At 38.6% G+C, this 19,937-nt stretch carries 17 protein-coding genes; 10 read left to right on the forward strand and 7 right to left on the reverse strand.

All coding sequences use genetic code 11. The features are described 5' to 3' along the window. Nucleotides 1–171: 171 nt before the first annotated feature. Genes F968_RS07825 through F968_RS07835 form a run of 3 tightly spaced genes read right to left on the reverse strand, consistent with a single transcriptional unit; the run spans nucleotide 172 to nucleotide 2,135 of the window. Nucleotides 172–780 (reverse strand): OB-fold-containig protein, encoded by a 609-nt coding sequence (locus F968_RS07825; protein ID WP_004791961.1) that lies wholly within the window; start codon nucleotides 778–780, stop codon nucleotides 172–174. 25 nt (nucleotides 781–805) lie between these two features. Further along, on the reverse strand, nucleotides 806–1,114 hold the full coding sequence (locus tag F968_RS07830) for a Rieske (2Fe-2S) protein (protein ID WP_003652095.1): 309 nt from the start codon (nucleotides 1,112–1,114) through the stop codon (nucleotides 806–808). Nucleotides 1,115–1,130: 16 nt separating this feature from the next. Next, the gene (locus F968_RS07835) at nucleotides 1,131–2,135 is read right to left on the reverse strand and encodes an adenosine kinase (protein ID WP_004791963.1); all 1,005 of its coding nucleotides are present in this window, start codon (nucleotides 2,133–2,135) and stop codon (nucleotides 1,131–1,133) included. A gap of 380 nt (nucleotides 2,136–2,515) precedes the next feature. On the opposite strand from F968_RS07835, the gene F968_RS07840 reads away from it, so the two are divergent. Together F968_RS07840 and F968_RS07845 are read left to right on the forward strand one after the other, a co-directional pair. Next, nucleotides 2,516–5,455, forward strand: coding sequence for an insulinase family protein (locus tag F968_RS07840; protein ID WP_004791965.1), 2,940 nt, complete (start codon nucleotides 2,516–2,518; stop codon nucleotides 5,453–5,455). 20 nt (nucleotides 5,456–5,475) lie between these two features. Continuing rightward, entirely contained in the window at nucleotides 5,476–6,627 is a 1,152-nt protein-coding gene (locus F968_RS07845; protein ID WP_004791967.1) for a phospholipase A, read from the forward strand. A gap of 38 nt (nucleotides 6,628–6,665) precedes the next feature. Here F968_RS07845 and F968_RS07850 read toward each other — a convergent pair whose 3' ends face one another. The 3 genes from F968_RS07850 to ilvA all read right to left on the reverse strand — a co-directional run bounded on the left by F968_RS07850 (nucleotide 6,666) and on the right by ilvA (nucleotide 10,364). Then, nucleotides 6,666–8,003, reverse strand: a complete 1,338-nt coding sequence (locus tag F968_RS07850) for a TrkH family potassium uptake protein (protein ID WP_004791970.1) — start codon at nucleotides 8,001–8,003, stop codon at nucleotides 6,666–6,668. Nucleotides 8,004–8,020: 17 nt separating this feature from the next. Next, nucleotides 8,021–8,671 carry a potassium channel family protein gene (locus F968_RS07855; RefSeq protein ID WP_004791972.1) on the reverse strand — a complete coding sequence of 217 codons (651 nt, stop codon included), beginning with the start codon at nucleotides 8,669–8,671 and terminating at the stop codon, nucleotides 8,021–8,023. A 145-nt stretch (nucleotides 8,672–8,816) separates the two neighbouring features. Continuing rightward, complete coding sequence (gene ilvA / locus F968_RS07860; protein ID WP_171065148.1) at nucleotides 8,817–10,364, reverse strand: threonine ammonia-lyase, biosynthetic; 1,548 nt, start codon at nucleotides 10,362–10,364, stop codon at nucleotides 8,817–8,819. A 101-nt stretch (nucleotides 10,365–10,465) separates the two neighbouring features. Here ilvA and rpiA point away from each other — a divergent pair, with 101 nt between their 5' ends. Both rpiA and F968_RS07870 read left to right on the forward strand, forming a co-directional pair. Further along, on the forward strand, nucleotides 10,466–11,137 hold the full coding sequence (gene rpiA / locus F968_RS07865) for a ribose-5-phosphate isomerase RpiA (RefSeq protein ID WP_004791976.1): 672 nt from the start codon (nucleotides 10,466–10,468) through the stop codon (nucleotides 11,135–11,137). After that, nucleotides 11,137–11,817, forward strand: a complete 681-nt coding sequence (locus tag F968_RS07870; RefSeq protein WP_004791978.1) for a M48 family metallopeptidase — start codon at nucleotides 11,137–11,139, stop codon at nucleotides 11,815–11,817. Before rpiA ends, F968_RS07870 begins: the two co-directional genes overlap by 1 nt. Here F968_RS07870 and F968_RS07875 read toward each other — a convergent pair. Then, complete coding sequence (locus F968_RS07875; RefSeq protein WP_004791980.1) at nucleotides 11,814–13,313, reverse strand: hypothetical protein; 1,500 nt, start codon at nucleotides 13,311–13,313, stop codon at nucleotides 11,814–11,816. The two genes, F968_RS07870 and F968_RS07875, sit on opposite strands and share 4 nt — an antisense overlap. 170 nt (nucleotides 13,314–13,483) lie before the next feature. On the opposite strand from F968_RS07875, the gene argC reads away from it, so the two are divergent. From argC to F968_RS07905, 6 genes are all read left to right on the forward strand, one after another. Continuing rightward, a complete protein-coding gene (gene argC, locus F968_RS07880; protein ID WP_081399501.1) occupies nucleotides 13,484–14,539 on the forward strand; it encodes an N-acetyl-gamma-glutamyl-phosphate reductase in 1,056 nt (351 codons plus the stop codon). 75 nt (nucleotides 14,540–14,614) lie between these two features. Further along, nucleotides 14,615–15,373, forward strand: coding sequence for a DUF6776 family protein (locus F968_RS07885; protein ID WP_081399502.1), 759 nt, complete (start codon nucleotides 14,615–14,617; stop codon nucleotides 15,371–15,373). Nucleotides 15,374–15,382: 9 nt separating this feature from the next. Beyond that, a complete protein-coding gene (gene clpS, locus F968_RS07890) occupies nucleotides 15,383–15,796 on the forward strand; it encodes an ATP-dependent Clp protease adapter ClpS (RefSeq protein ID WP_002121129.1) in 414 nt (137 codons plus the stop codon). A gap of 9 nt (nucleotides 15,797–15,805) precedes the next feature. After that, entirely contained in the window at nucleotides 15,806–18,082 is a 2,277-nt protein-coding gene (gene clpA, locus F968_RS07895) for an ATP-dependent Clp protease ATP-binding subunit ClpA (protein ID WP_004791985.1), read from the forward strand. A 3-nt stretch (nucleotides 18,083–18,085) separates the two neighbouring features. After that, nucleotides 18,086–18,448 carry a YnfA family protein gene (locus F968_RS07900; RefSeq protein ID WP_004791987.1) on the forward strand — a complete coding sequence of 121 codons (363 nt, stop codon included), beginning with the start codon at nucleotides 18,086–18,088 and terminating at the stop codon, nucleotides 18,446–18,448. Between the two features lie 424 nt (nucleotides 18,449–18,872). Further along, a complete protein-coding gene (locus tag F968_RS07905; RefSeq protein ID WP_004791989.1) occupies nucleotides 18,873–19,928 on the forward strand; it encodes a 3-deoxy-7-phosphoheptulonate synthase in 1,056 nt (351 codons plus the stop codon). Nucleotides 19,929–19,937 lie beyond the last annotated feature (9 nt).

Genomic DNA, 19,937 nt, shown 5'->3' on the forward strand with positions numbered 1-19,937 from the left:
ATAGTTTGTTTTAATTAAATACCAACTAAAATGGTTGAGTATAATATTTAGTAATCTTATCTCTAACTAAATTAGTCGGAATAATAAATGATTAATTAAAAAGAGAATAATAAAATCAGGGCGCAATGAAGCCTGCAAAAAGTGATAGGAAACTACGAGAATAATTAAGAGTTAATCGGGTGCAAAAAGATCGTTGGATACAGAAATTTTCTTAGCTACATAATGGCTTTTATGTACTCTGACAAGAATAACTTGAGAGTATAATTCGAGTTCGCCGTATTCTGGTTCTACTTGAACGTAGTGGAGTTGACCAAATTCATCACGCACGCGGGCTTGGGCAGAAAATCCAGGTCTGGCATTACCACTGGAAATCGTCGCTAATCGCCCTAAAAGGTTATAGTTGGTGTGAGTGAGCTTGGGCTTAATTACTTGGTCAAGGCAGTGGATCATGAACACAGTAAAAAATATTGCGATTACAAGAGCTGGGACGATTAAATAAAAAGGGGAAATAAAATAATGCTGTATTGCGAAGAAAGAGAGTTGTAAAAAGTAGCCTGCATAACTGAAATTGATGAGTAAAAAAACGAAAATTAGAGCTTTAGAAAATTTAACATTAAGTAGCGGTGAATTAGAAAGCCAATGGGGCGCAATTTTTTTGAGTAATTGACTTGGACGGAGTCCAATATACATACCAATGGTTTCTACCACGCTGAGCAATATCAAAGCCACTACACTTAAGTGAAATGGCATAAGATAATAATTGAAAAAGAAATCAGCCATGGCAGAAACTCTAATGTTTATAGCTTCAGTCTACGATATAGATACCGCCATCTGAATGTACTTTAAGCTCAACTTTATTTAAAAAATCGCCTAAACATGGTCCAGAAATACATTCACCTGTTTCCACGGTAAATAAAGCACCATGAGTAGAGCATTGGATGTATTCTTGATCTTGATCAAGAAATTGATTTTCTAAATATTCAAGCTCAGTTTGCAAATGAGGGCATAAATTCTGATAAGCATAGAATGCGCCGTCACGTTGCGTAACGAAAATAGTTGTTCCTTGTAAAGTGTCAAAAGCTCTAGCTTCACGCTCAGGAACTTCTTCCGTCATACAGATCCTTTCCATTTCAAGCACATTCCTTCTGAAAATTTTCAAGAAGTTTAGCATAGTCATTAATTGCTAAACGTGGACCAAATTGAGAAACAACTTCACTCGAAATTAAGACAGCTAACTGTGCAGCAGCATTTAAATCTTGATGATGGTTGAGGGCATAAAGGAATGCGCCTGCAAATGCATCTCCTGCACCATTTGTATCAACGGCTTCTACATGACGGCCTGCCACATGGAAATGTTGGGTAGGGTTAGAAACTAAAGCACCTTTAGCACTTTGTGTAATGACTACTGTATGATTTTTAAAACGTAATTGGGCAAGAGCATCTTCTACAGATGTTGTATTTGTATACATTAAGGCTTCTTGTTCATTACAAAATAGTAAATCTACGCCATCATCCATAAGTTCTTCCAAGCCTTCGCGAGCGTATTGCACCATCGCAGGATCTGAAAGAGATAGGGCAATTTTAACACCATTTGCTTTTGCAATTTCTCTCGCTTGTTTTACAGCTTTACGCGCTGTTTCACTTGTAGAAAGATAACCTTCAATATAAAGCCATTTTGCTGTTTTTAATGGTTCAAAATCGATTTGATCTTGAGAGAGTTCAGCAGTGATACCTAAATAGGTGTGCATTGTACGTTCAGAGTCAGGGCTAATGAGTACCATGCAAGTACCTGTCACACCTTCACTGATAGATTTTGGAGTAGTCTTAATGCCAGCTTCATTTAGACCTTGCAGATAGATTGAACCTAAATCATCGTTACCAACGCGGCAACCATAAAAAGCAGTTCCACCTAATGCACTAAAGGCTACAGTAGTATTCGCAGCAGAACCACCACTTGCTTGACCTTTATAGTCTTGGTGCTGTTTTAACTCTGCATAAAGAGCAGCTTGAGTGTCACCATCGGACAACTGCATTGTGCCTTTTTGCAAGCCTTGTTGATTCAGAAAATCATCAGACACTTTAAATTCTTGGTCGATTAATGCATTACCAATTGCAAAAAGATCTACAGTTGCCATATGTGTTGTCACAAATAAAAAAATCAGGTTGCTAAGTTTACACCATTGCTTGGTTTTGCTGTAGTTTGTTGAATAAAATTCAGTTAATTCAAAAAATAATGGAGAAATATTGTTGTTTGAATATTCGTGGGATTAGAAGATAGGTCCTTGATATAAAATTGATAAGCTTTTTATTTAATATCTATCGTATAAATAGAATTAAAAGCTTTTGTTCTGGTAGGATAAAACGTTCATGGCTATGTGCTTGATATCAAAGCCGTGGCAATGAAAACTAATACTCAACAAAAACATAGTATTTTACTTGGCTTTTGTTCGCCAATCTCAAGCTGACTCAGGCTATAATGAGACTTATTCACTTATCCGATATGTTAGGAGATCACATGACTGTAGATGTCACTGAAACCATTTCTCAAACTGTTCACCCTGCGTTTCAGTTGCTACGTCAGCACCATGTAGAAGCATTAGATATTTTAGTGTCTGAATATAAGCATAAAGTCACAGGCGCGGTGCATTATCACTTGGCAACTGACTATGATGAAAATGTATTTCTTGTTGCTTTTAGAACACAGCCTATGGATTCTAAAGGCACGGCACATATTTTAGAACATACCGCTTTGTGTGGATCTGAAAAGTTTCCGGTACGTGATCCGTTCTTTTTGATGATTCGCCGTTCTTTAAATACGTTCATGAACGCTTTTACAGCAGCAGATTGGACTGCGTATCCATTTGCTACTCAAAACAAAAAAGATTTCCAAAACTTACTCTCTGTTTATCTTGATGCGGCATTTGCTGCTAATTTGAATCCGCTTGATTTTGCTCAAGAAGGTATTCGTATTGAACTAGAAAATGGACAACCTGTTTATAAAGGTGTGGTTTTTAATGAAATGAAAGGTGCGATGAGTGCACCGTCTGACCAACTTTATCATCAGTTGGCTCATCATTTATTTCCTGAAACGACCTATCATTACAACTCAGGCGGCGACCCGAAAGATATTCCTGATTTAACGTATGAGCAGTTAGTCGATTTTTATAAGGTACATTACCACCCAAGTAATGCTGTTTTCATGACCTTTGGTAATCAAACAGCATATGAATTACAAGAGCAATTTGAAAAACTAGCTCTGCATAAATTTTCTGCTGGAACAACTCTATATTCTAAGCCGGAAAAACGTTTAGCAGCACCAATTGAAGTAACAGAAAATTATGGTGTTGATAGTGATGATTTAAAAGATAAAACTTATCATGTTCTATCTTGGTTATTACCAGAAGCAAATGATGTGAAATTGCGTTTGGGAATGCGTTTGGTTGAAGGAATTTTGTTAGAAAATTCAGCTTCACCACTGCGTCATTACTTAGAAACTTGTGGTTATGCTCAATCAACAGGTCCATTAATGGGCGTAGATGACAGCAATTTTGAAATGACTTTCTACTGTGGTGTCCAAGGTTCAAATCCTGAACATGCACAAAGCTTTAGAGAGGGTGTTTTAAATATTCTGCGTGATGTTGCTGCAAAACCAATTGACAGTAATTTAGTCGATGCAATCTTGCATCAGATTGAGTTGCATCAGCGTGAAATTAATGGTGACGGTACACCTTATGGCTTAAGTTTAATTTTAAATGGCTTAAGTGGTGCGATTCACCACAACGACCCAATTCAAATTTGGGATGTTGATAGCGCAATTGCACAAGTTAAAGAAGAGTTGAAAGACCCAATGTGGTTATCAAATCTGATACAAACACATTTGCTTGACAACCCACATCGTGTGCAAATGACTCTAGTTCCAGACCCAACTAAGTCTGTAAAAGAACAAGAAGCAGAAAAAGCACGTTTAGCTGCTATTGGTGAAAAGTTAACAGATGCTGATAAGGCTGAAATTGTTGCTAATACCAAGGCGCTAGAGGAACGTCAGGATACTCCAGACAACCTTGAACTATTACCAAAAGTAGGTTTGGAAGATGTACCTGCTGACTTACATATTGTGCAGGGTCAGTTACGCGAAATTCTTTGTAATCGTATGGATACGCCGTTGAATTTGTACCATGCCGGTACGAACGGTATTTACTATCAACAAGTACTCATTCAGATTCCTGATGATATTGTGAAGTCACCTTATTTTAATTTGCTTTCTATCTTGATGGGCGAAGTGGGTGCAGGTGAGTATGACTATCTTGAACTACAAAACTTACAAACGGCGGTAAGTGGCGGTTTAGGAATGGGCGCTTCATTACGTAGTAAAGTTGACGACAAAGATAAAATTAGCGCTTGGTTAACCTTAACGACTAAATCGTTAACTCAGAAGTTTGATGCAATTCATTTATTAAAATTAGCATTTGAACAGCTTCGATTTGATGAGAAAGAGCGAATTATTGAGTTATTGCAACAACGTAAAACACGCTGGCAATCTCGCTTATCTGGAGCAGGTCATAGCTACGCAATGCAAATCGCATCACGTAATATGAGTGCATTGGCTCAACGCGACTATCAAAACACTGGTTTAGGTGCATTAAACTGGTTAGGCGAGCTTGTTACTAAGATTACTCAAGACTCTGCTGCATATGATGATCTGATTGCAGAATTAAAACGTATTCATCGTAAATTATTGCAAGCACCTAAACAGTTCTTGCTTGTATGTGAAGAACATCAGTCTGAACGTTTGGTTGAAGAAGTGCAGAATGTTTGGGATAAACTAAACGTTGATGCAACCGCAACAGAGTTAACTCACGTAGAACAGGCAAATGATAATAATCATGAAGCATGGTTAATTCAGGCAAATGTTCAGTTCTGTGCTTCAGCCTATCAGGCGGTGGATGTGTCCCATCCAGATGCAGCTCCGTTAATGGTATTGGCAGCTTATTTACGTAATGGCTTTTTACACAGCGCCATTCGTGAGAAAGGCGGTGCGTACGGTGGTGGAGCAAGTTATGATGGGAATGCATGTTCATTCCGTTTCTATAGTTACCGTGACCCACGTTTAGCAGAAACTTTTAAAGACTTTGAAGCAAGTGTGCAATGGCTATTAAATGCGGAACAACAGCCTCATCAGCTTGAAGAAGCGATTCTTGGATTAGTTGCAAGTATGGATAAGCCAGGTTCACCAGCGGGTGAAGCGATTACTGCATGTTATGCATTATTGCATGCAAGAACACCAGCTTTCCGCCGTCTCTTGCGTGAGAGATTGTTGCATGTAACTTTAGATGATTTACAACGTGTTGCTCGTCAATATTTGGTTGAGCAAACTCCTGTAAAAGCTGTAGTTGCACCTTTTGCCAAACGTCATGAATTGCAGCAGTTAGGTTTTACCATTCAACAAGTTAATTAAAATAAAAATTGGAGATGAACATGGCGTTCAGACAATTTGAACGCACATCTTTACAGCTAAGCATGGGAATCGTGCTTAGCTGTTTGTGTGCGTCTGTGACATATGCTGACACCTTGGCACCTGTAACCCCCGCGACAGTAGATGCATGTGTTGCTCTTGCTTCGAATGCCGATCGTCTGGCTTGTTATGACTCTGTATTTAAACCGTCAGCTTTACCAGTTATTCAAGCTGCGGCTGTAACTGAGCCTGCTAAAAAAATTGATACACCTGCTGTGCCACCTGAAACCTTTAAAGAAAAGGTGGTAGATACGGTGAGTAATATCAAAATCATTGGTAAAGCACCAAAAATTGAACCTACTACTTCTTTGTTAGATCAACGTTGGGAGTTGTCTGAAAAAAGTAAACTAGGTGTATGGAACATTCGTGCTTATCAGCCAGTCTATTTGCTCCCTGTATTCTGGACCAGTGACAAAAATGAATTTCCACATAGTCCTAACCCAAATAATACGGTGACAGAAGATCAAAATCTGAAATCAACAGAAAGTAAATTTCAGATTTCTTTGAAAACCAAAGCTTGGGAAAATATTTTTGGCAATAATGGCGATTTGTGGCTAGGGTATACACAATCTTCACGTTGGCAAACATTCAATGCAGAAGAGTCTCGTCCTTTCCGTGAAACGAATTATGAGCCTGAAGCAAGTTTAATGTTTAGAACGAACTATGAATTGTTTGGTTTAGATGGTCGTTTGCTTGGGGTTACTTTAAACCACCAGTCAAATGGGCGTTCAGATCCTTTATCGCGTAGCTGGAACCGGGTAATTTTTAATGTCGGATTAGAGCGCGGTGACTTTGCTTTAATGTTACGTCCATGGATTCGTCTCGAAGAAGACAGCAAAGATGATAATAATCCAGATATGGAAAATTACATCGGACGTGGTGATTTAACAGCATTTTATAAGTGGAAGGAAAATGACTTCTCTTTAATGCTGCGTCATTCATTGAAAGGTGGTGATGACTCTCATGGTGCTGTTCAATTTGATTGGGCTTTTCCAATCAGTGGCAAACTACGTGGACACTTCCAATTGTTTAATGGTTATGGGGAAAGCTTAATTGATTATAACCATCGAGCAACTTATGCTGGTTTGGGTGTATCACTATTGAATTGGTACTAAACAGCTATAAAAAAGCCGCTTTTGAAGCGGCTTTTTTATTATCCAATTTGAATGTTGGCTTGAGGGTGTTTGAGTCGACTTTTTTTAGGAGTAGCGATTAAATAAGCCAGTGTTAAAGGACCAAGCCGTCCAGCAAACATGAGGAGGCTTAAAATAAATAAACTACCATTATGTAAATCTGGTGTTATTCCGCGCGAGAGACCCACGGTACATGCTGCTGAAACAACTTCAAAAAGCAAATTCATAAAATCTGCTTTAGGCTCTAAAAGTAAAAGAATAAAGAAGCCCATGAAGATGAGTATGCTCGTAATAGCAGTCACTGCTAATGCTTTGTAAGTCGTTTCGTGTGCGACTGAATAATTAAATATTCTAATTTCATCTGTACGGCGTAAAAATGAAATTACACTGAGCACTAAAATAACAAAGGTTCCGACTTTGATTCCACCCGCTGTACTCAGTGAACCGCCACCAATAAACATCAGTAACATCATGAGTAAAGAACTGCTATTGGTCATTGCACCTGTATCAATAGTATTAAACCCTGATGAGCGCGGAACAGTGGCTTGAAACCAAGCATTTAATGCTTGATCACCTACACTGAGCATTCCTAGTGTATGAGGATTTTGAGCCTCTAAAGCCCATATTAAAATAAAGGCAACTAGATTAATCACTGTAATGGTTGTAAGAATCAGCTTGCTATTCGGGGTGAGTTTTTTCCATTTTTTATTTTGCTTAATGTCCATGAGAACTAAAAAGCCAAGACCACCCAAAGTGTAAAGTACACTAACAGTTATACAAATCATATAATTGCTTTGGAAACTTATTAAACTATTGGAAAATAGTGAAAAACCAGCATTATTGAACGAGGATATACTATAGAAAACTGCATAGTAAAGACCACGTGCAAACCCATATGTTGGTGTAAAAGCAGTAGTGAGAATAATTGCACCAATAAGCTCAAAAATAAGGGTGTAAGTGACAACTCCTTTAGCAACAAAAGTAACTTTTGATAGGCTCGTTTGACCTAGACTATCTTGAGCCATCATTTGTTGTTTAAGACCAACTTTGGGTGACAAACTTAATGCAGCTAAGATGGCAAAGGTCATAAAACCCAAACCGCCAGACTGGATCAACAATAAAATAATGGTTTGCCCAAAGAGGGTAAAAGACTCATGAATATTTAAAACAGATAGGCCAGTAATTGTAACTGCTGAGGTGGCTGTAAAAAGAGCATCCATCCAGCTGACATTGCCTGTATTCGCAAATGGCAATTTAAGCAGTAAAGTACCAAAAATAATAAAGCCTAGAAACCCCAGGGCCAAGAGTGAAGGAGGGCTTAAATTTAATGTTTTATGGGGCTTGGGATATATAGACATATTCTAGATTTCGCCTCTTATATGAAGCAATTAGAAAGTTTCTTTAACTGCGGTAAATGACCTTCTAAAATAAGAATATCATTCGTTTGCAAGGTGAAATTTTCTTCGGTCTCAAACAAAATTTGCTGCTGTCTTTTTACGAGCAATGTTTTAACTTGTGATGCTTGCTGCATAATGCCATATAAGTTAATGCCATTAAGTTTCTCAGGTATTTCAATTTTTATAATGTAGTGATCGTCTTCTAAAGACATATAGCGACTAACCATTGGATAGTTCAGTGCTTGAGCAACTCGTACACCCATATCTTCTTCAGGGTGAATAATTTTATTGATATTGAGGTGAGACAAAATGGTGTGATGTGCTTTGGTTTTTGCCTTTACCCAAATCTTATCCATACCTAAATTTTTTAAATTCAGTACACACAAAATACTTGCTTCAATATCTTCACCAATTGCGACCACAACTGCATCACAATTTTGAATGTTAAGTTCGTCAAGCACGTGTTCGTCAGTCGCATCGGCAATGACGGCATGAGTTAAAACGTCGGCAAGATTTTCAACATTCTTTTTTACCGTATCAATGCCAATAACATCATGATTTAATTTTGTGAGCTCTTGAGCAACAGTTGCTCCGAAACTTCCTAAGCCAATGACTGCAAACTGTGCCATATTGATCCTTGTTTCCTGATTAGACGTTTATTTTTAAGGAAATTTTCTTTGAGATAAAGAGAGGCAATGTAAATATGAGGGGAATATTAAAAGAATTATATGAATAAGCCGACAAATTTGTCGGCTTATTCATCAAAATTGAAAATTATTTCAAGAAACGTTTGTAGCCGACATTATTCGTAATTTCTGCATACGGATAACTAATCTGCTCAAGAGTTTCAATTAGACCATCAGGGTTCTGTTTCGCATCGGTTGCTTGTAAACCTACTAAAACACGTCCTTCTGCTGCGCCATGATTACGGTAGTGGAACAACGTAATATTATGGGTTGGGCCTAAACGAGTTAAGAAGGTTAAAAGGGCGCCTGGACGTTCTGGGAACTCAACACGAAACAATCTTTCATCATCTATATTTGCATGACCACCAATTAAATAACGAATATGTAGTTTGGCAACCTCATCATCAGAGAGGTCATCTACTACATAATTTTGTTGCTTTAATTGTTCTAAAATTTCATGACGTTCTGCATCACCACCTTTTAAGCTAATACCGACGAATACTTGTGCTTCATTTGTATTGTTTGCGCGGTAGTTAAACTCAGTAATGTTGCGTCCATGTAAAGCACGGCAGAAGCCTAAGAATGCACCTTTTTCTTCAGGTAGGGTCACTGCATAAATGGCTTCACGTTGTTCACCTAGCTCGGTACGCTCAGCAATATAACGTAGGCGGTCAAAATTCATATTGGCGCCGCATACAATCGATACAATATTTTTATTGCTGATTTTATGTTCGGCAATATATTTCTTGATCCCAGCAAGAGCCATTGCACCAGATGGCTCAACAATGCTGCGGTTTTCATCAAACGTATCTTTAATGGCAGCACAGATTTCATCTGTATTTACCGTCACAATATCTGGATCAACAATTGGGCCTGAGTTATCAGATTTGCGCAGACGAATAATGTCAAATGGTAAAGCACCAATTTGTGCAACAGCTGTACCATCTGCAAACAAGCCTACATGCGGCAAGATTACGCGCTCATTGGCTTCTAAAGCTGCTTTTAAACATGCAGACTCTTCATATTCAACACCAATAATTTTCACATGGGGTGCTACTTCACCAAGGTAAGCTGCTACGCCTGAAATTAGGCCACCACCACCTACAGCAACAAACACATATTCTACATCACGCCATTGACGTAAGATTTCATTTGCAATTGTGCCTTGACCAGCAATAACAAGTTCATCGTCATAGGGTGGAATGAATACAAGGCCTTCAACTTCGGCACGTTGTTGTGCATATTTATTTGCTACATCAAAACTATCACCATGTAACACAACTTGTCCGCCCAAGCGTTTAACTGCTTGAACTTTAATGTCAGGAGTGGTACTTGGCATAACAATAATTGCTGGAATTCCTAAGCGTTGACCTGACAATGCTACACCTTGAGCGTGGTTACCAGCAGAGGCGCAAATTACCCCGCGTTCGAGTTGTTCTTTAGGTAACTGGCTAATACGGTTATAGGCACCACGTAATTTAAAAGAGAAAACAGGCTGTAAATCTTCGCGCTTAAAACGAATTGTATTATTTAATTTTTGACTAATTCGTGGAGCTGCTTCGAGAGGCGTTTCAATTGCAACATCATAAACCGTTGCTTGTAAAATTTGTCGTACCACACGAGACAGCATGTTCATCTTCCCTATAACAGTTTAAAATAGGAAATTATTGTAGCAAACCCTTGTGCATTTGCGCCGATTATTGGTGCATAAATGTCAAAAAATAGTTGAGTGATGTCATGAGTCTATATGCAACCCAAGATGAAAAGAAACAAGCAGCTGCGAAAGCTGCTTTAAAACACTTACCCAAAGGTGGCATTTTGGGGGTTGGGACTGGAAGTACAGTAAACTTTCTAATTGATTTATTACCTGAATTACAATTAGAAGCTGCTGTGGCAAGTTCTCAAGCAACTGCTGATCGCCTTAAAAAATTAGGCATCGAAGTTGTCGATATGAACCATGTGGGTGGTTTAGATGCCTATGTTGATGGTGCAGATGAAATTGATCGTCATATGCATATGATTAAAGGCGGCGGTGCTGCATTAACACGTGAAAAAATTGTAGCTTCAATTGCTAAGAAATTTGTTTGTATTGTTGACGATTCAAAATGGGTTGATCAACTCGGACGTGATTTTCCACTTCCAGTAGAAGTTATTCCAATGGCTCGTTCTGCTGTAGCTCGTAAGTTGGTGAGTTTAGGTGGTGACCCAGTTTATCGTGAAGGTGTAGTAACAGATAACGGGAATGTAATTCTAGATGTATTTAATCTTAATATTTTAAATGCAATTGATCTGGAAAAAACCATTAACAATATTCCGGGTGTTGTGACTAATGGTATTTTTGCTTTAAACCCAGCAACGATTGCAATTGTTGCAACAAATAATGGTATTGAAGAGCGTACTGCACAGTAATGTCTGTGGAAATGCCAGAAATTAAAATTGTTCGACACGTAAGAGCAAGAAAATTGCGCTTACGTGTTGAGCCTGCTTCAATCCGCCTCACAGTTCCTTTGTTTTGTAGTAAAAAACAAATTCAGCAATTTTTGGCTCAATCTGAACAATGGTTGACCGAGACGTGGAATAAGCAACAAAACGTCCAATCAGCTTCTATTGATATTCCTTCCGAGATTTACTTCTTTAATAAAGAACATCCATTTCAGGTCATTGTTCAAAAGCAGCATCGAGTTTTTCAATTCGATTGGGAAAGTAGTTATTTATTTCTTAAGGACACACAGCCATATTTGGCATTACAAAGTGCAGTGATTGCGTTTGCAAAACAAGAATTGCCAAAACTTTTAAACGAATTAAGTGAACACACTCATTTGGCTTATAGGGAATGTACAATTCGCCGTCCGAAAACTCGGTGGGGAAGTTGTAGTAGTCAGCATAATATTATGCTGCATGCAGGATTAGTGTTGATGCCACATGAGATTGCTCGTTATGTGGCTATTCATGAATTAGCTCATACTAAACATTTTGACCATAGCCCAGCTTTTTGGGCAGAAGTTGAAAAGTACGATCCATATTTTCAAAAACACCGCAGACAACTTAAATCAAATCCGTTGCCTGCATGGTGGTATGTCTCAAATTAACTAAAACTACATTCTAGTTGTGATGTTTGTAAGTTATCTGGTGCTTTTCGGCTGTCTAAACCTGCTTTAGCACTCACGATTTTATTTGCTTTAATCGATAATTGTATAAAGTTGTATTGTTGCGTTGAGTTATTGGGTTCGGCGGAACTTGAATTGAGTAAATAACTTGAGCTTGCAGCATCTGTTTGCAATAAATTATCTGTACTGTCCGCACTTAAAGCAGAGCGATAAGTCTGTGATCCTTTAATAAGTTCGATTTGACCATTCGCACGGAAATTAAGTTGACAACCTGTTGCGGTGTCTTCGTAGTGACCCACTAGATAGTCTGTAGCAGGTAGTTTAGGATCGGAAAGATTAATACTGGTCAAACCTTGTTTGCAAGGATATGCAGAACCGTTGCAGGTGGCTGTAATACCGCTAAAACCTACAGCACGACGATAATCACCAGCACCATCTATGCGGAAATAGTCAGTCGTATTTCCGACAGGTACGACCCCTGAATATAGTTTCTTGTCCAGTAAATCATAGCTCGTCTGATCTAAACTTTGGCTATTGGCCAATTTAAAAGTAGCGGATTTTAAATTGGTTGCGAAATTGTCGCGTGTTGTTTTTTGATTAGCTGCAATATCTAACAGCGTATTTTTGACTGGATCAATATTATCTGGAGAGGAAGTGAAAATAGGGGTGAATGTTGTTTGATCACCATGAAGTTTTTTTCCATCTAAAAAGCCATCTTTTAAATCGGTTGCCAAACTTTTAATGAGCTCTTGGTATGTAGTTGTTTCACCATGAAAAGTTGACCAATATTGTAAGTAGCCAAAGCTAAGATAACTATCTACGTACGTACTCGGCTTTATAGAGGAGTATTGTATGAGGGGGTTAGCTGGACTTAAACTTGGAATATCGGCATCTTTGAATGCATTAAGAAGAGATCTATAAACATCTTCTGAAGCTAAATTGACATGTAATTGTTCAATGAGGGTTAGGTTAACCGTCTCTTGAGGTAGTTGCCCCGAGCGTATCACGGCTCGTTGATAAATCGCTTCACTACTTGGGCTGATGAATAGGGTTCTGCCACTTAAACTGTTGGGTGAAATAAATGCATGATAAATACCAGAAAAATTTTCGTATTTTAAAGTAATTGGATTAAATACAAGAGATGAATTTTGGGTCGTAATTTCTACAAGATATAAATGATTTAATTTGGCGGTAGGAATTTTGACATTAAAGCTGTTTAAACTTGCAATTGAAGTATCTACTAAAACAGAATTGGTGGTGTTGTCATATACTTTGAGTTGGATATTCAGAATTTCTACAGGGGATTTAAGAATAACATCAGTCATTGCCTCGGGAGTAGGATCAACAGGTGTTGGAGTGCTTGGTGAACTAACACTACTACTGCCTCCACCTCCGCAACCTACAAGTGCAGCACTTAAAATTAATGTGCTTAAACCAAGGTAAGTGCGTAATTTTGTTTCTTTTGAGTGATGAAGCATCCTAGCTCTCCAAAATTAAATCTGATATTTGTTTAGTTCTGACAGTTGAATAAGTGCTATCTAATTGTCGCTAAAATTAAAAAAATTAAAATTACCAAGCATGAAATGGTTTTGTAAGCTTGGACATCCTGTCATACTACAGCACAAGTATAGATTCAAAAATTGAGGTAATGCACGTGATTTCTGTCGGAATTGTTGGTGGAACGGGTTATACAGGCGTTGAACTATTACGTATTTTATTACGACATCCTAAAGCGCAGGTTCGAGTTCTTACTTCACGTACAGAAGCGGGCAAACCAGTTGCAGATATGTTCCCTAATTTACGTGGACATACTGATCTTCAATTTTCTGATTTAAATATTGATGACTTAAAAAAGTGTGATGTTGTATTTTTTGCTACACCGCATGGTGTTGCGATGCAGCATGCAAAAGAATTGATTGCTGCTGGTACTAAAGTGATTGATTTAGCTGCTGATTTTCGTTTACAAAACCTTGAGCAGTTTGAGAAATGGTATGGCATGGAACATACGTGCCCAGACGTTTTAGAAAACTCAGTATATGGTTTGGCTGAATTAAACCGCGAAAAAATTAAACAGGCGCAAGTTATTGGTAATCCTGGTTGCTACCCGACTACAGTTCAATTGGGTTTGGCGCCACTTTTGAAATCAGCGCAAGCATTGATTGAAACAAAAAATATTATTATTGATGCGAAGTCAGGTGTTTCAGGAGCTGGCCGTAAAGCAAGCTTAGGCATGATCTATAGTGAAAATGCTGATAACTTCAAGGCTTATGGCGTTGCTGGTCACCGTCACCATCCGGAAATTGTTGAAGCATTAGAAAATATTTCTGGACAAAAAGGTGGCTTCGAAGGGCTCTTGTTTGTTCCTCATTTAGTTCCAATGATTCGCGGTATGCTCAGCACAATTTATGTCGATTTGACAGAAACTGGAAAACAAACTGATATTCAGGCATTGTATGAGCAATTTTACGCAAATGAAAAATTTGTTGATGTGATGCCTGCTAACAGTTCGCCTGAAACACGTAGTGTGCGCGGTGCGAATGAGCTTCGTATTGCTTTATATAAGCCGCAGCCGAATAAACTTATTATTCTTGCGGTACAAGATAACCTTGTGAAGGGTGCATCTGGTCAAGCTGTACAAAATATGAACCTTATGTTCGGCTTTGATGAAGATGAAGGCTTACAAGGGATTGGTTTATTACCATAAAAAACTCTTTTTTGCTTCACACACATTTAAATTTCGATTTAAATGTGTGTCTTGACTCTGATCTTAAACACTGAGATGACGATGCAAAACTCTGGACAGACGACTTCGGCAGAAAGTTCGTTGCAAAAGAAAAATTTTTTAAATACTAATAAACCTTTGTTTATTGGTGCGGCTATTTTAATGAGTGGTTGTCTTGCACTCGGCTATACAATTGGGCACCGTCAAGGTTTAACTGTTGTAGGTTACGATGCAGATGCAGAGCAATTGGTTGAAGTGGTGCAAAAGCAGAAAACAGCTTTAGATGCGGTTAATAAAAGCCTGAACGCTGCGGTACAAGAGCGTGATGTTGCTGTAACAAATGCAAATGATCTGTTTGAAGCCCTTAACCAAGCCAATGCTGATAAAACGCAGCAAGAAGGTATGAGTAATATCTACCGTGAGATCTTGAGGCAGCGCGGTGGTTTAAGCTTGACCATTCAAAATTTGGCAATCAAACCTCTGCCTGAAAATGCTTATGAATATCAGTTGGATCTAGTACAGGTAAGCCCAAGTAAGCGCCGTGCTTCAGGATCAATTGAGATAAGACTCATTAAAGATACAGAAGTTTTAGTTGTACCACTTGAAGCTAAAAGCTTTAACTTTACTGACTTCGAGCGCTTAACAGGTCGTTGGACGATGCCTAAAGGTTTTACACCTCAATTTATTGAGGTACGTTTAACAGGCGGTTCTGATACACCAGTTATTAAACGTTTTAGTTGGCAGCGCGGTAAACCTGTCGAAACATCTTCTGCTTTCGTGGCAGAAATTCCTCAAGCTGAAGCAAATTCACAATAGTAACATCCTATGCGAACAAATAAGCGTCAAACAAACTTAAAAGATATTAAGGCTTCTTTTCAGCAGTCTGGTTATGTCGATTGGCACTTCCATCCACGCTTAAGTGATTCGCAAAACGAAGATCATGACGGAGAGGTTGTTGTACAAACAGCACCTCCTGAACTCAAGCGTCCGCCATTGTATGCAGTCGTATTAATGAATGACGATTACACGCCAATGGACTTTGTAATTGAAATTTTACAACAATACTTTGCAATGAATCTTGACCAAGCAACTCAAGTAATGCTAACAGTACACTATGAAGGTAAAGGTATTGCTGGGGTATATCCAAGAGACATCGCGGAGACCAAAGCAAACCTTGTTAATAATTACGCTCGATCGCAAGGTCATCCATTACTTTGCCAGATTGAGCCTAAAGCATAAGGGGGTTACATGCTCAGTCGTCAATTAGAAGTATCATTACGTTTGGCTGTTAGCATGGCTCGTCAAAAGAGACATGAGTTTCTTACAGTTGAACATTTATTATTAGCACTACTCGATAACGATTCGGCCGTGAATGCTTTAAAAGCATGTGGGGCTGATATAGTTTCTTTACGTAAAGAATTAGAAGAATATGTAGAACAACATACTCCTAAGCTTGGCGAAAATAGCGAGCAAGCGCCTCATCCAACAGAAAGTTTCGACCGCATTTTGCAACGTGCTATTTTCCACGTGCAATCAAGTGGCGGTGATCGTACTGTTGAAGGGGCTGATGTTTTGGTCGCAATGTATTCAGAGCGTGATTCTTTTGCTGTGTATTTGCTTAAACGTCATCAAATCAATCGATTAACATTGACTCAATACTTGTCTCATGGGACACGTAAAGATGAAGTGCAAGTTGAAGAAGAAGTTGAAGATATTGAGGGTGAAACTAGCACGGGCAATGCAGGACCATTAGAGCTTTATACGCTGAACTTAAATGTTGAAGCCCAAAAAGGCAAAACTGATCCACTTATTGGCCGTGAAAAAGAAATTGAGCGTACAGCGCAAATTCTGTGCCGCCGTCGCAAAAATAATCCATTACTTGTCGGTGATCCGGGCGTTGGTAAAACCTCGATTGCTGAAGGTTTGGCATGGTTAATTGTGAATGGTAAGGCACCTAAACCTTTAAGTCAGGCTGAAGTCTATAGCTTAGATATTGGTGCATTAGTTGCTGGGACCAAATATCGCGGTGACTTTGAAAAACGTTTAAAACAATTGCTTAATGCTTTGAAGAAAAATCCAAATGCGATTTTATTCATTGATGAAATTCATATGATCATTGGCGCAGGCTCAAGTATGGGTAGCACAATGGATGCTTCGAATTTGATCAAACCGGCTTTGGCTAATGGTACTTTACGTTGTATCGGTTCAACGACGTTCCAAGAATATCGTCAGGTTTTTGAAAAAGACCATGCGTTATCACGTCGTTTCCAGAAAATTGATGTCAATGAGCCAAGTATTGCTGAAACAATTGATATTTTGCGTGGCTTGAAATCTAAATTTGAAGATTTCCACCACGTACAATATGATGATAAGGCATTGGTATCAGCGGTAGAGCTTTCTGCTAAATTCATTAATGATCGTTTCTTGCCAGATAAAGCAATTGATGTGATTGACGAAGCTGGTGCTCAGCGTCGTTTGAAAGCTGAAAGCGATGATAGTTTGATTACGGTAGAGAATATCGAAGATATCGTTTCTAAGATTGCTCGTATTCCGCCTAAAACTGTTTCTAAAGATGATAAGTCAGTGCTTGAAAATCTTGAGCGTGATTTAAAACGCGTTGTGTTTGGTCAAGACGAGGCGATTACCGCTTTAGGCTCAGCGATCAAGTTGTCTCGTGCTGGGTTGAAATCACCAGATAAGCCAGTAGGTAGTTTTGTTTTTGCTGGCCCAACAGGGGTTGGTAAAACCGAAGTGACTAAACAGCTAGCAAAATTGTTAGGTGTAGAGCTTGTTCGTTTCGATATGTCTGAATATATGGAGCGTCATGCAGTTTCACGTTTGATTGGTGCACCTCCGGGTTATGTGGGTTATGACCAAGGTGGGCTATTAACTGATGCGATTCATAAGAACCCACACTGTGTTTTATTGCTAGATGAAATTGAGAAAGCACATCCAGATGTGTTTAATCTGTTGCTACAAATCATGGATCATGGTGCTTTAACGGATAACAACGGACGTAAGTCAGACTTTAGAAACGTTATTATTGTCCTGACTACGAATATTGGAGCAGAAAGTATTTCTCGTGCGAGTATTGGTTTTACTGAACAAGATCATAGTTCTGATAACCAAGAAGCAATGAAACGCGCTTTCTCACCAGAGTTCCGTAACCGTCTAGATAGTGTTATCCAATTTAAGTCATTACCAACAACTGTGATTGAGTCTGTGGTTGATAAATTCTTAACAGAATTGCAAGCACAACTAGATGACAAGCAAGTTGTACTTGATGTGGATCAAAGTGCTCGTGATTGGTTGGCAACAAATGGTTATGACCGCTTGATGGGCGCACGTCCAATGCAACGTCTCATTCAAGAACACTTGAAGAAACCACTAGCTGAAATGATTCTGTTTGGCGAACTTGCAGATCATGGTGGTAATGTGGCTGTATCAGTGAAAAATGAAGATGGCAAAGCTGTAGGCTTGAAACTTGAAGTTTTTGAAGATCATCATACGGCAGAACCAGCGTAACTTATGTTAATTGATAGTCTTGTGATAACCCGAATACTGAGTGTATTCGGGTTATTTATTATCACAGCAATTGCTGAAATTCTTGGTTGTTATTTCCCTTATCTGATTTTAAGAGAAGGCAAGTCTGCTTGGCTGTGGCTACCTACAGCTTTAAGCTTGGCTGTTTTTGTCTGGCTGCTGACTTTACATCCAGCGGCTTCCGGGCGCATTTATGCTGCATATGGCGGTATTTATATTTTTACTGCTCTCATGTGGTTGCGTTTTGTGGATCAGGTTGGATTAACAAGATGGGATATATTGGGGGGTCTAATCGTGCTGTGTGGAGCTGGCTTAATTATTTTACAACCACAAGGGCTGATTCGTTAACACAATGAATGAATCAAATCTTAAGCGTAAAAATAAGAAGTTTTTTCTAAAAAAAGACTTGTCAAAGCTCTCAACAATGCGTATTTTAGATTTAAGGAACATTTTTTAATATTTGAGATAAAGATGTTAAATCTATCTGTGAACACTAACGCTTACTATTACTTTTGGCAATTTAGATAGTTGCCTGAGCGTATTCGGGCATGAGAAAGTTGCCCATCACAGTTAATACCTGATCGGCAACCCCGATCAGGTTTTTTTATGCTTTATCTTTTTTGAATCGAGGAACTTAAAATGAACAACATGACTTATTCATACTTTAGCAACTTTTATTGGTTTTACTTTTGCTTACCTTTACCAACGAATAGATCCAAAACGCTCAAATAAATGATCGGACTGAATAGATTGCAGTCCCAAGGAAAAACCAATGAATGCCCTAAATACTTTATTGACACAAAGCAATACAAAAGAAACACCAGTTAGTTTACCTGTCCAGTTAAAAGCAAAATATCCGCTTGCACATTCTTTCGTGCGTCAAATTGCCGAACATCGCCAAACTATTCAAAATATTCTTAACGGCAACGATCCTCGGTTAATGGTAATTACAGGGCCTTGTTCAATTCATGATCCGGTTGCAGTACTTGAATACGCTGAAAGATTGCAAAAATTACAAGAAAAAGTAAAAGATCAGATTTTTATCGTAATGCGTGCATACATTGAAAAACCTCGTACAACTGTAGGTTGGAAGGGTTTCATGTATGATCCAAATTTAGATGGTTCATCAAATTTACAACTTGGTTTAGAAAAGTCTCGTGAACTTTACCTTCAAATTATTGAAAAGGGTTTGCCCATTGCGAGTGAAATTTTAAGTCCAATGGCAACAGGTTATTTTGATGATTTATTGGCTTGGGGCGCAATTGGTGCTCGTACCAGCGAGTCTCAGATTCACCGTGAAATATCGAGCCACATGCCATACAGCATTGGTTTCAAGAATGGTACGGATGGTTCAATTCAGATTGCATTAGATGCAATTCAGTCAGCACAAAATGAGCATCAATTTTTAGGAATGAATCAACAAGGCTTACCTTCTGTAATTCAGAGCGCTGGCAATCCATTACCACACTTAATTTTGCGTGGAGCAAATCATGGGCCAAATTACGATTTAGCTTCAATTCAAGCAATACGAGAAAAACACAAACAAAATCTTCCTGCATTAGTTATTGACTGTAGTCATGGTAACAGCAGTAAAGATCCGTTGCGTCAGCCAGAAGTTTTACAGCAAATCGTTGCTGAACGTTTAATAACCCAAGTAAAGGGAGTCATGATTGAAAGTCATTTGGTTGATGGTAGCCAAAAAATTTCTTGTGATATGACTTATGGGCAGTCCGTAACTGATGGTTGTTTAGGTTGGGAAAAAACTGAGCAACTTTTGTTAAGTGTTTCTGAGCAATTAAAAGTGAAAGAGTTAGCTCACTCTGCTTAATCATTTTTC

The sequence above is a fragment of the Acinetobacter sp. NIPH 817 genome (assembly GCF_000368405.1).
Taxonomy (GTDB): domain Bacteria; phylum Pseudomonadota; class Gammaproteobacteria; order Pseudomonadales; family Moraxellaceae; genus Acinetobacter.

Bases quoted from the DNA above. Each gene is read 5' to 3' on its own strand.
- F968_RS07825 (WP_004791961.1), bottom strand. From the start codon at position 780: ATGGCTGATTTCTTTTTCAATTATTATCTTATGCCATTTCACTTAAGT.
- F968_RS07830 (WP_003652095.1), bottom strand. From the start codon at position 1,114: ATGACGGAAGAAGTTCCTGAGCGTGAAGCTAGAGCTTTTGACACTTTA.
- F968_RS07835 (WP_004791963.1), bottom strand. From the start codon at position 2,135: ATGGCAACTGTAGATCTTTTTGCAATTGGTAATGCATTAATCGACCAA.
- F968_RS07840 (WP_004791965.1), top strand. From the start codon at position 2,516: ATGACTGTAGATGTCACTGAAACCATTTCTCAAACTGTTCACCCTGCG.
- F968_RS07845 (WP_004791967.1), top strand. From the start codon at position 5,476: ATGGCGTTCAGACAATTTGAACGCACATCTTTACAGCTAAGCATGGGA.
- F968_RS07850 (WP_004791970.1), bottom strand. From the start codon at position 8,003: ATGTCTATATATCCCAAGCCCCATAAAACATTAAATTTAAGCCCTCCT.
- F968_RS07855 (WP_004791972.1), bottom strand. From the start codon at position 8,671: ATGGCACAGTTTGCAGTCATTGGCTTAGGAAGTTTCGGAGCAACTGTT.
- ilvA (WP_171065148.1), bottom strand. From the start codon at position 10,364: ATGAACATGCTGTCTCGTGTGGTACGACAAATTTTACAAGCAACGGTT.
- rpiA (WP_004791976.1), top strand. From the start codon at position 10,466: ATGAGTCTATATGCAACCCAAGATGAAAAGAAACAAGCAGCTGCGAAA.
- F968_RS07870 (WP_004791978.1), top strand. From the start codon at position 11,137: ATGTCTGTGGAAATGCCAGAAATTAAAATTGTTCGACACGTAAGAGCA.
- F968_RS07875 (WP_004791980.1), bottom strand. From the start codon at position 13,313: ATGCTTCATCACTCAAAAGAAACAAAATTACGCACTTACCTTGGTTTA.
- argC (WP_081399501.1), top strand. From the start codon at position 13,484: ATGCACGTGATTTCTGTCGGAATTGTTGGTGGAACGGGTTATACAGGC.
- F968_RS07885 (WP_081399502.1), top strand. From the start codon at position 14,615: ATGACGATGCAAAACTCTGGACAGACGACTTCGGCAGAAAGTTCGTTG.
- clpS (WP_002121129.1), top strand. From the start codon at position 15,383: ATGCGAACAAATAAGCGTCAAACAAACTTAAAAGATATTAAGGCTTCT.
- clpA (WP_004791985.1), top strand. From the start codon at position 15,806: ATGCTCAGTCGTCAATTAGAAGTATCATTACGTTTGGCTGTTAGCATG.
- F968_RS07900 (WP_004791987.1), top strand. From the start codon at position 18,086: ATGTTAATTGATAGTCTTGTGATAACCCGAATACTGAGTGTATTCGGG.
- F968_RS07905 (WP_004791989.1), top strand. From the start codon at position 18,873: ATGAATGCCCTAAATACTTTATTGACACAAAGCAATACAAAAGAAACA.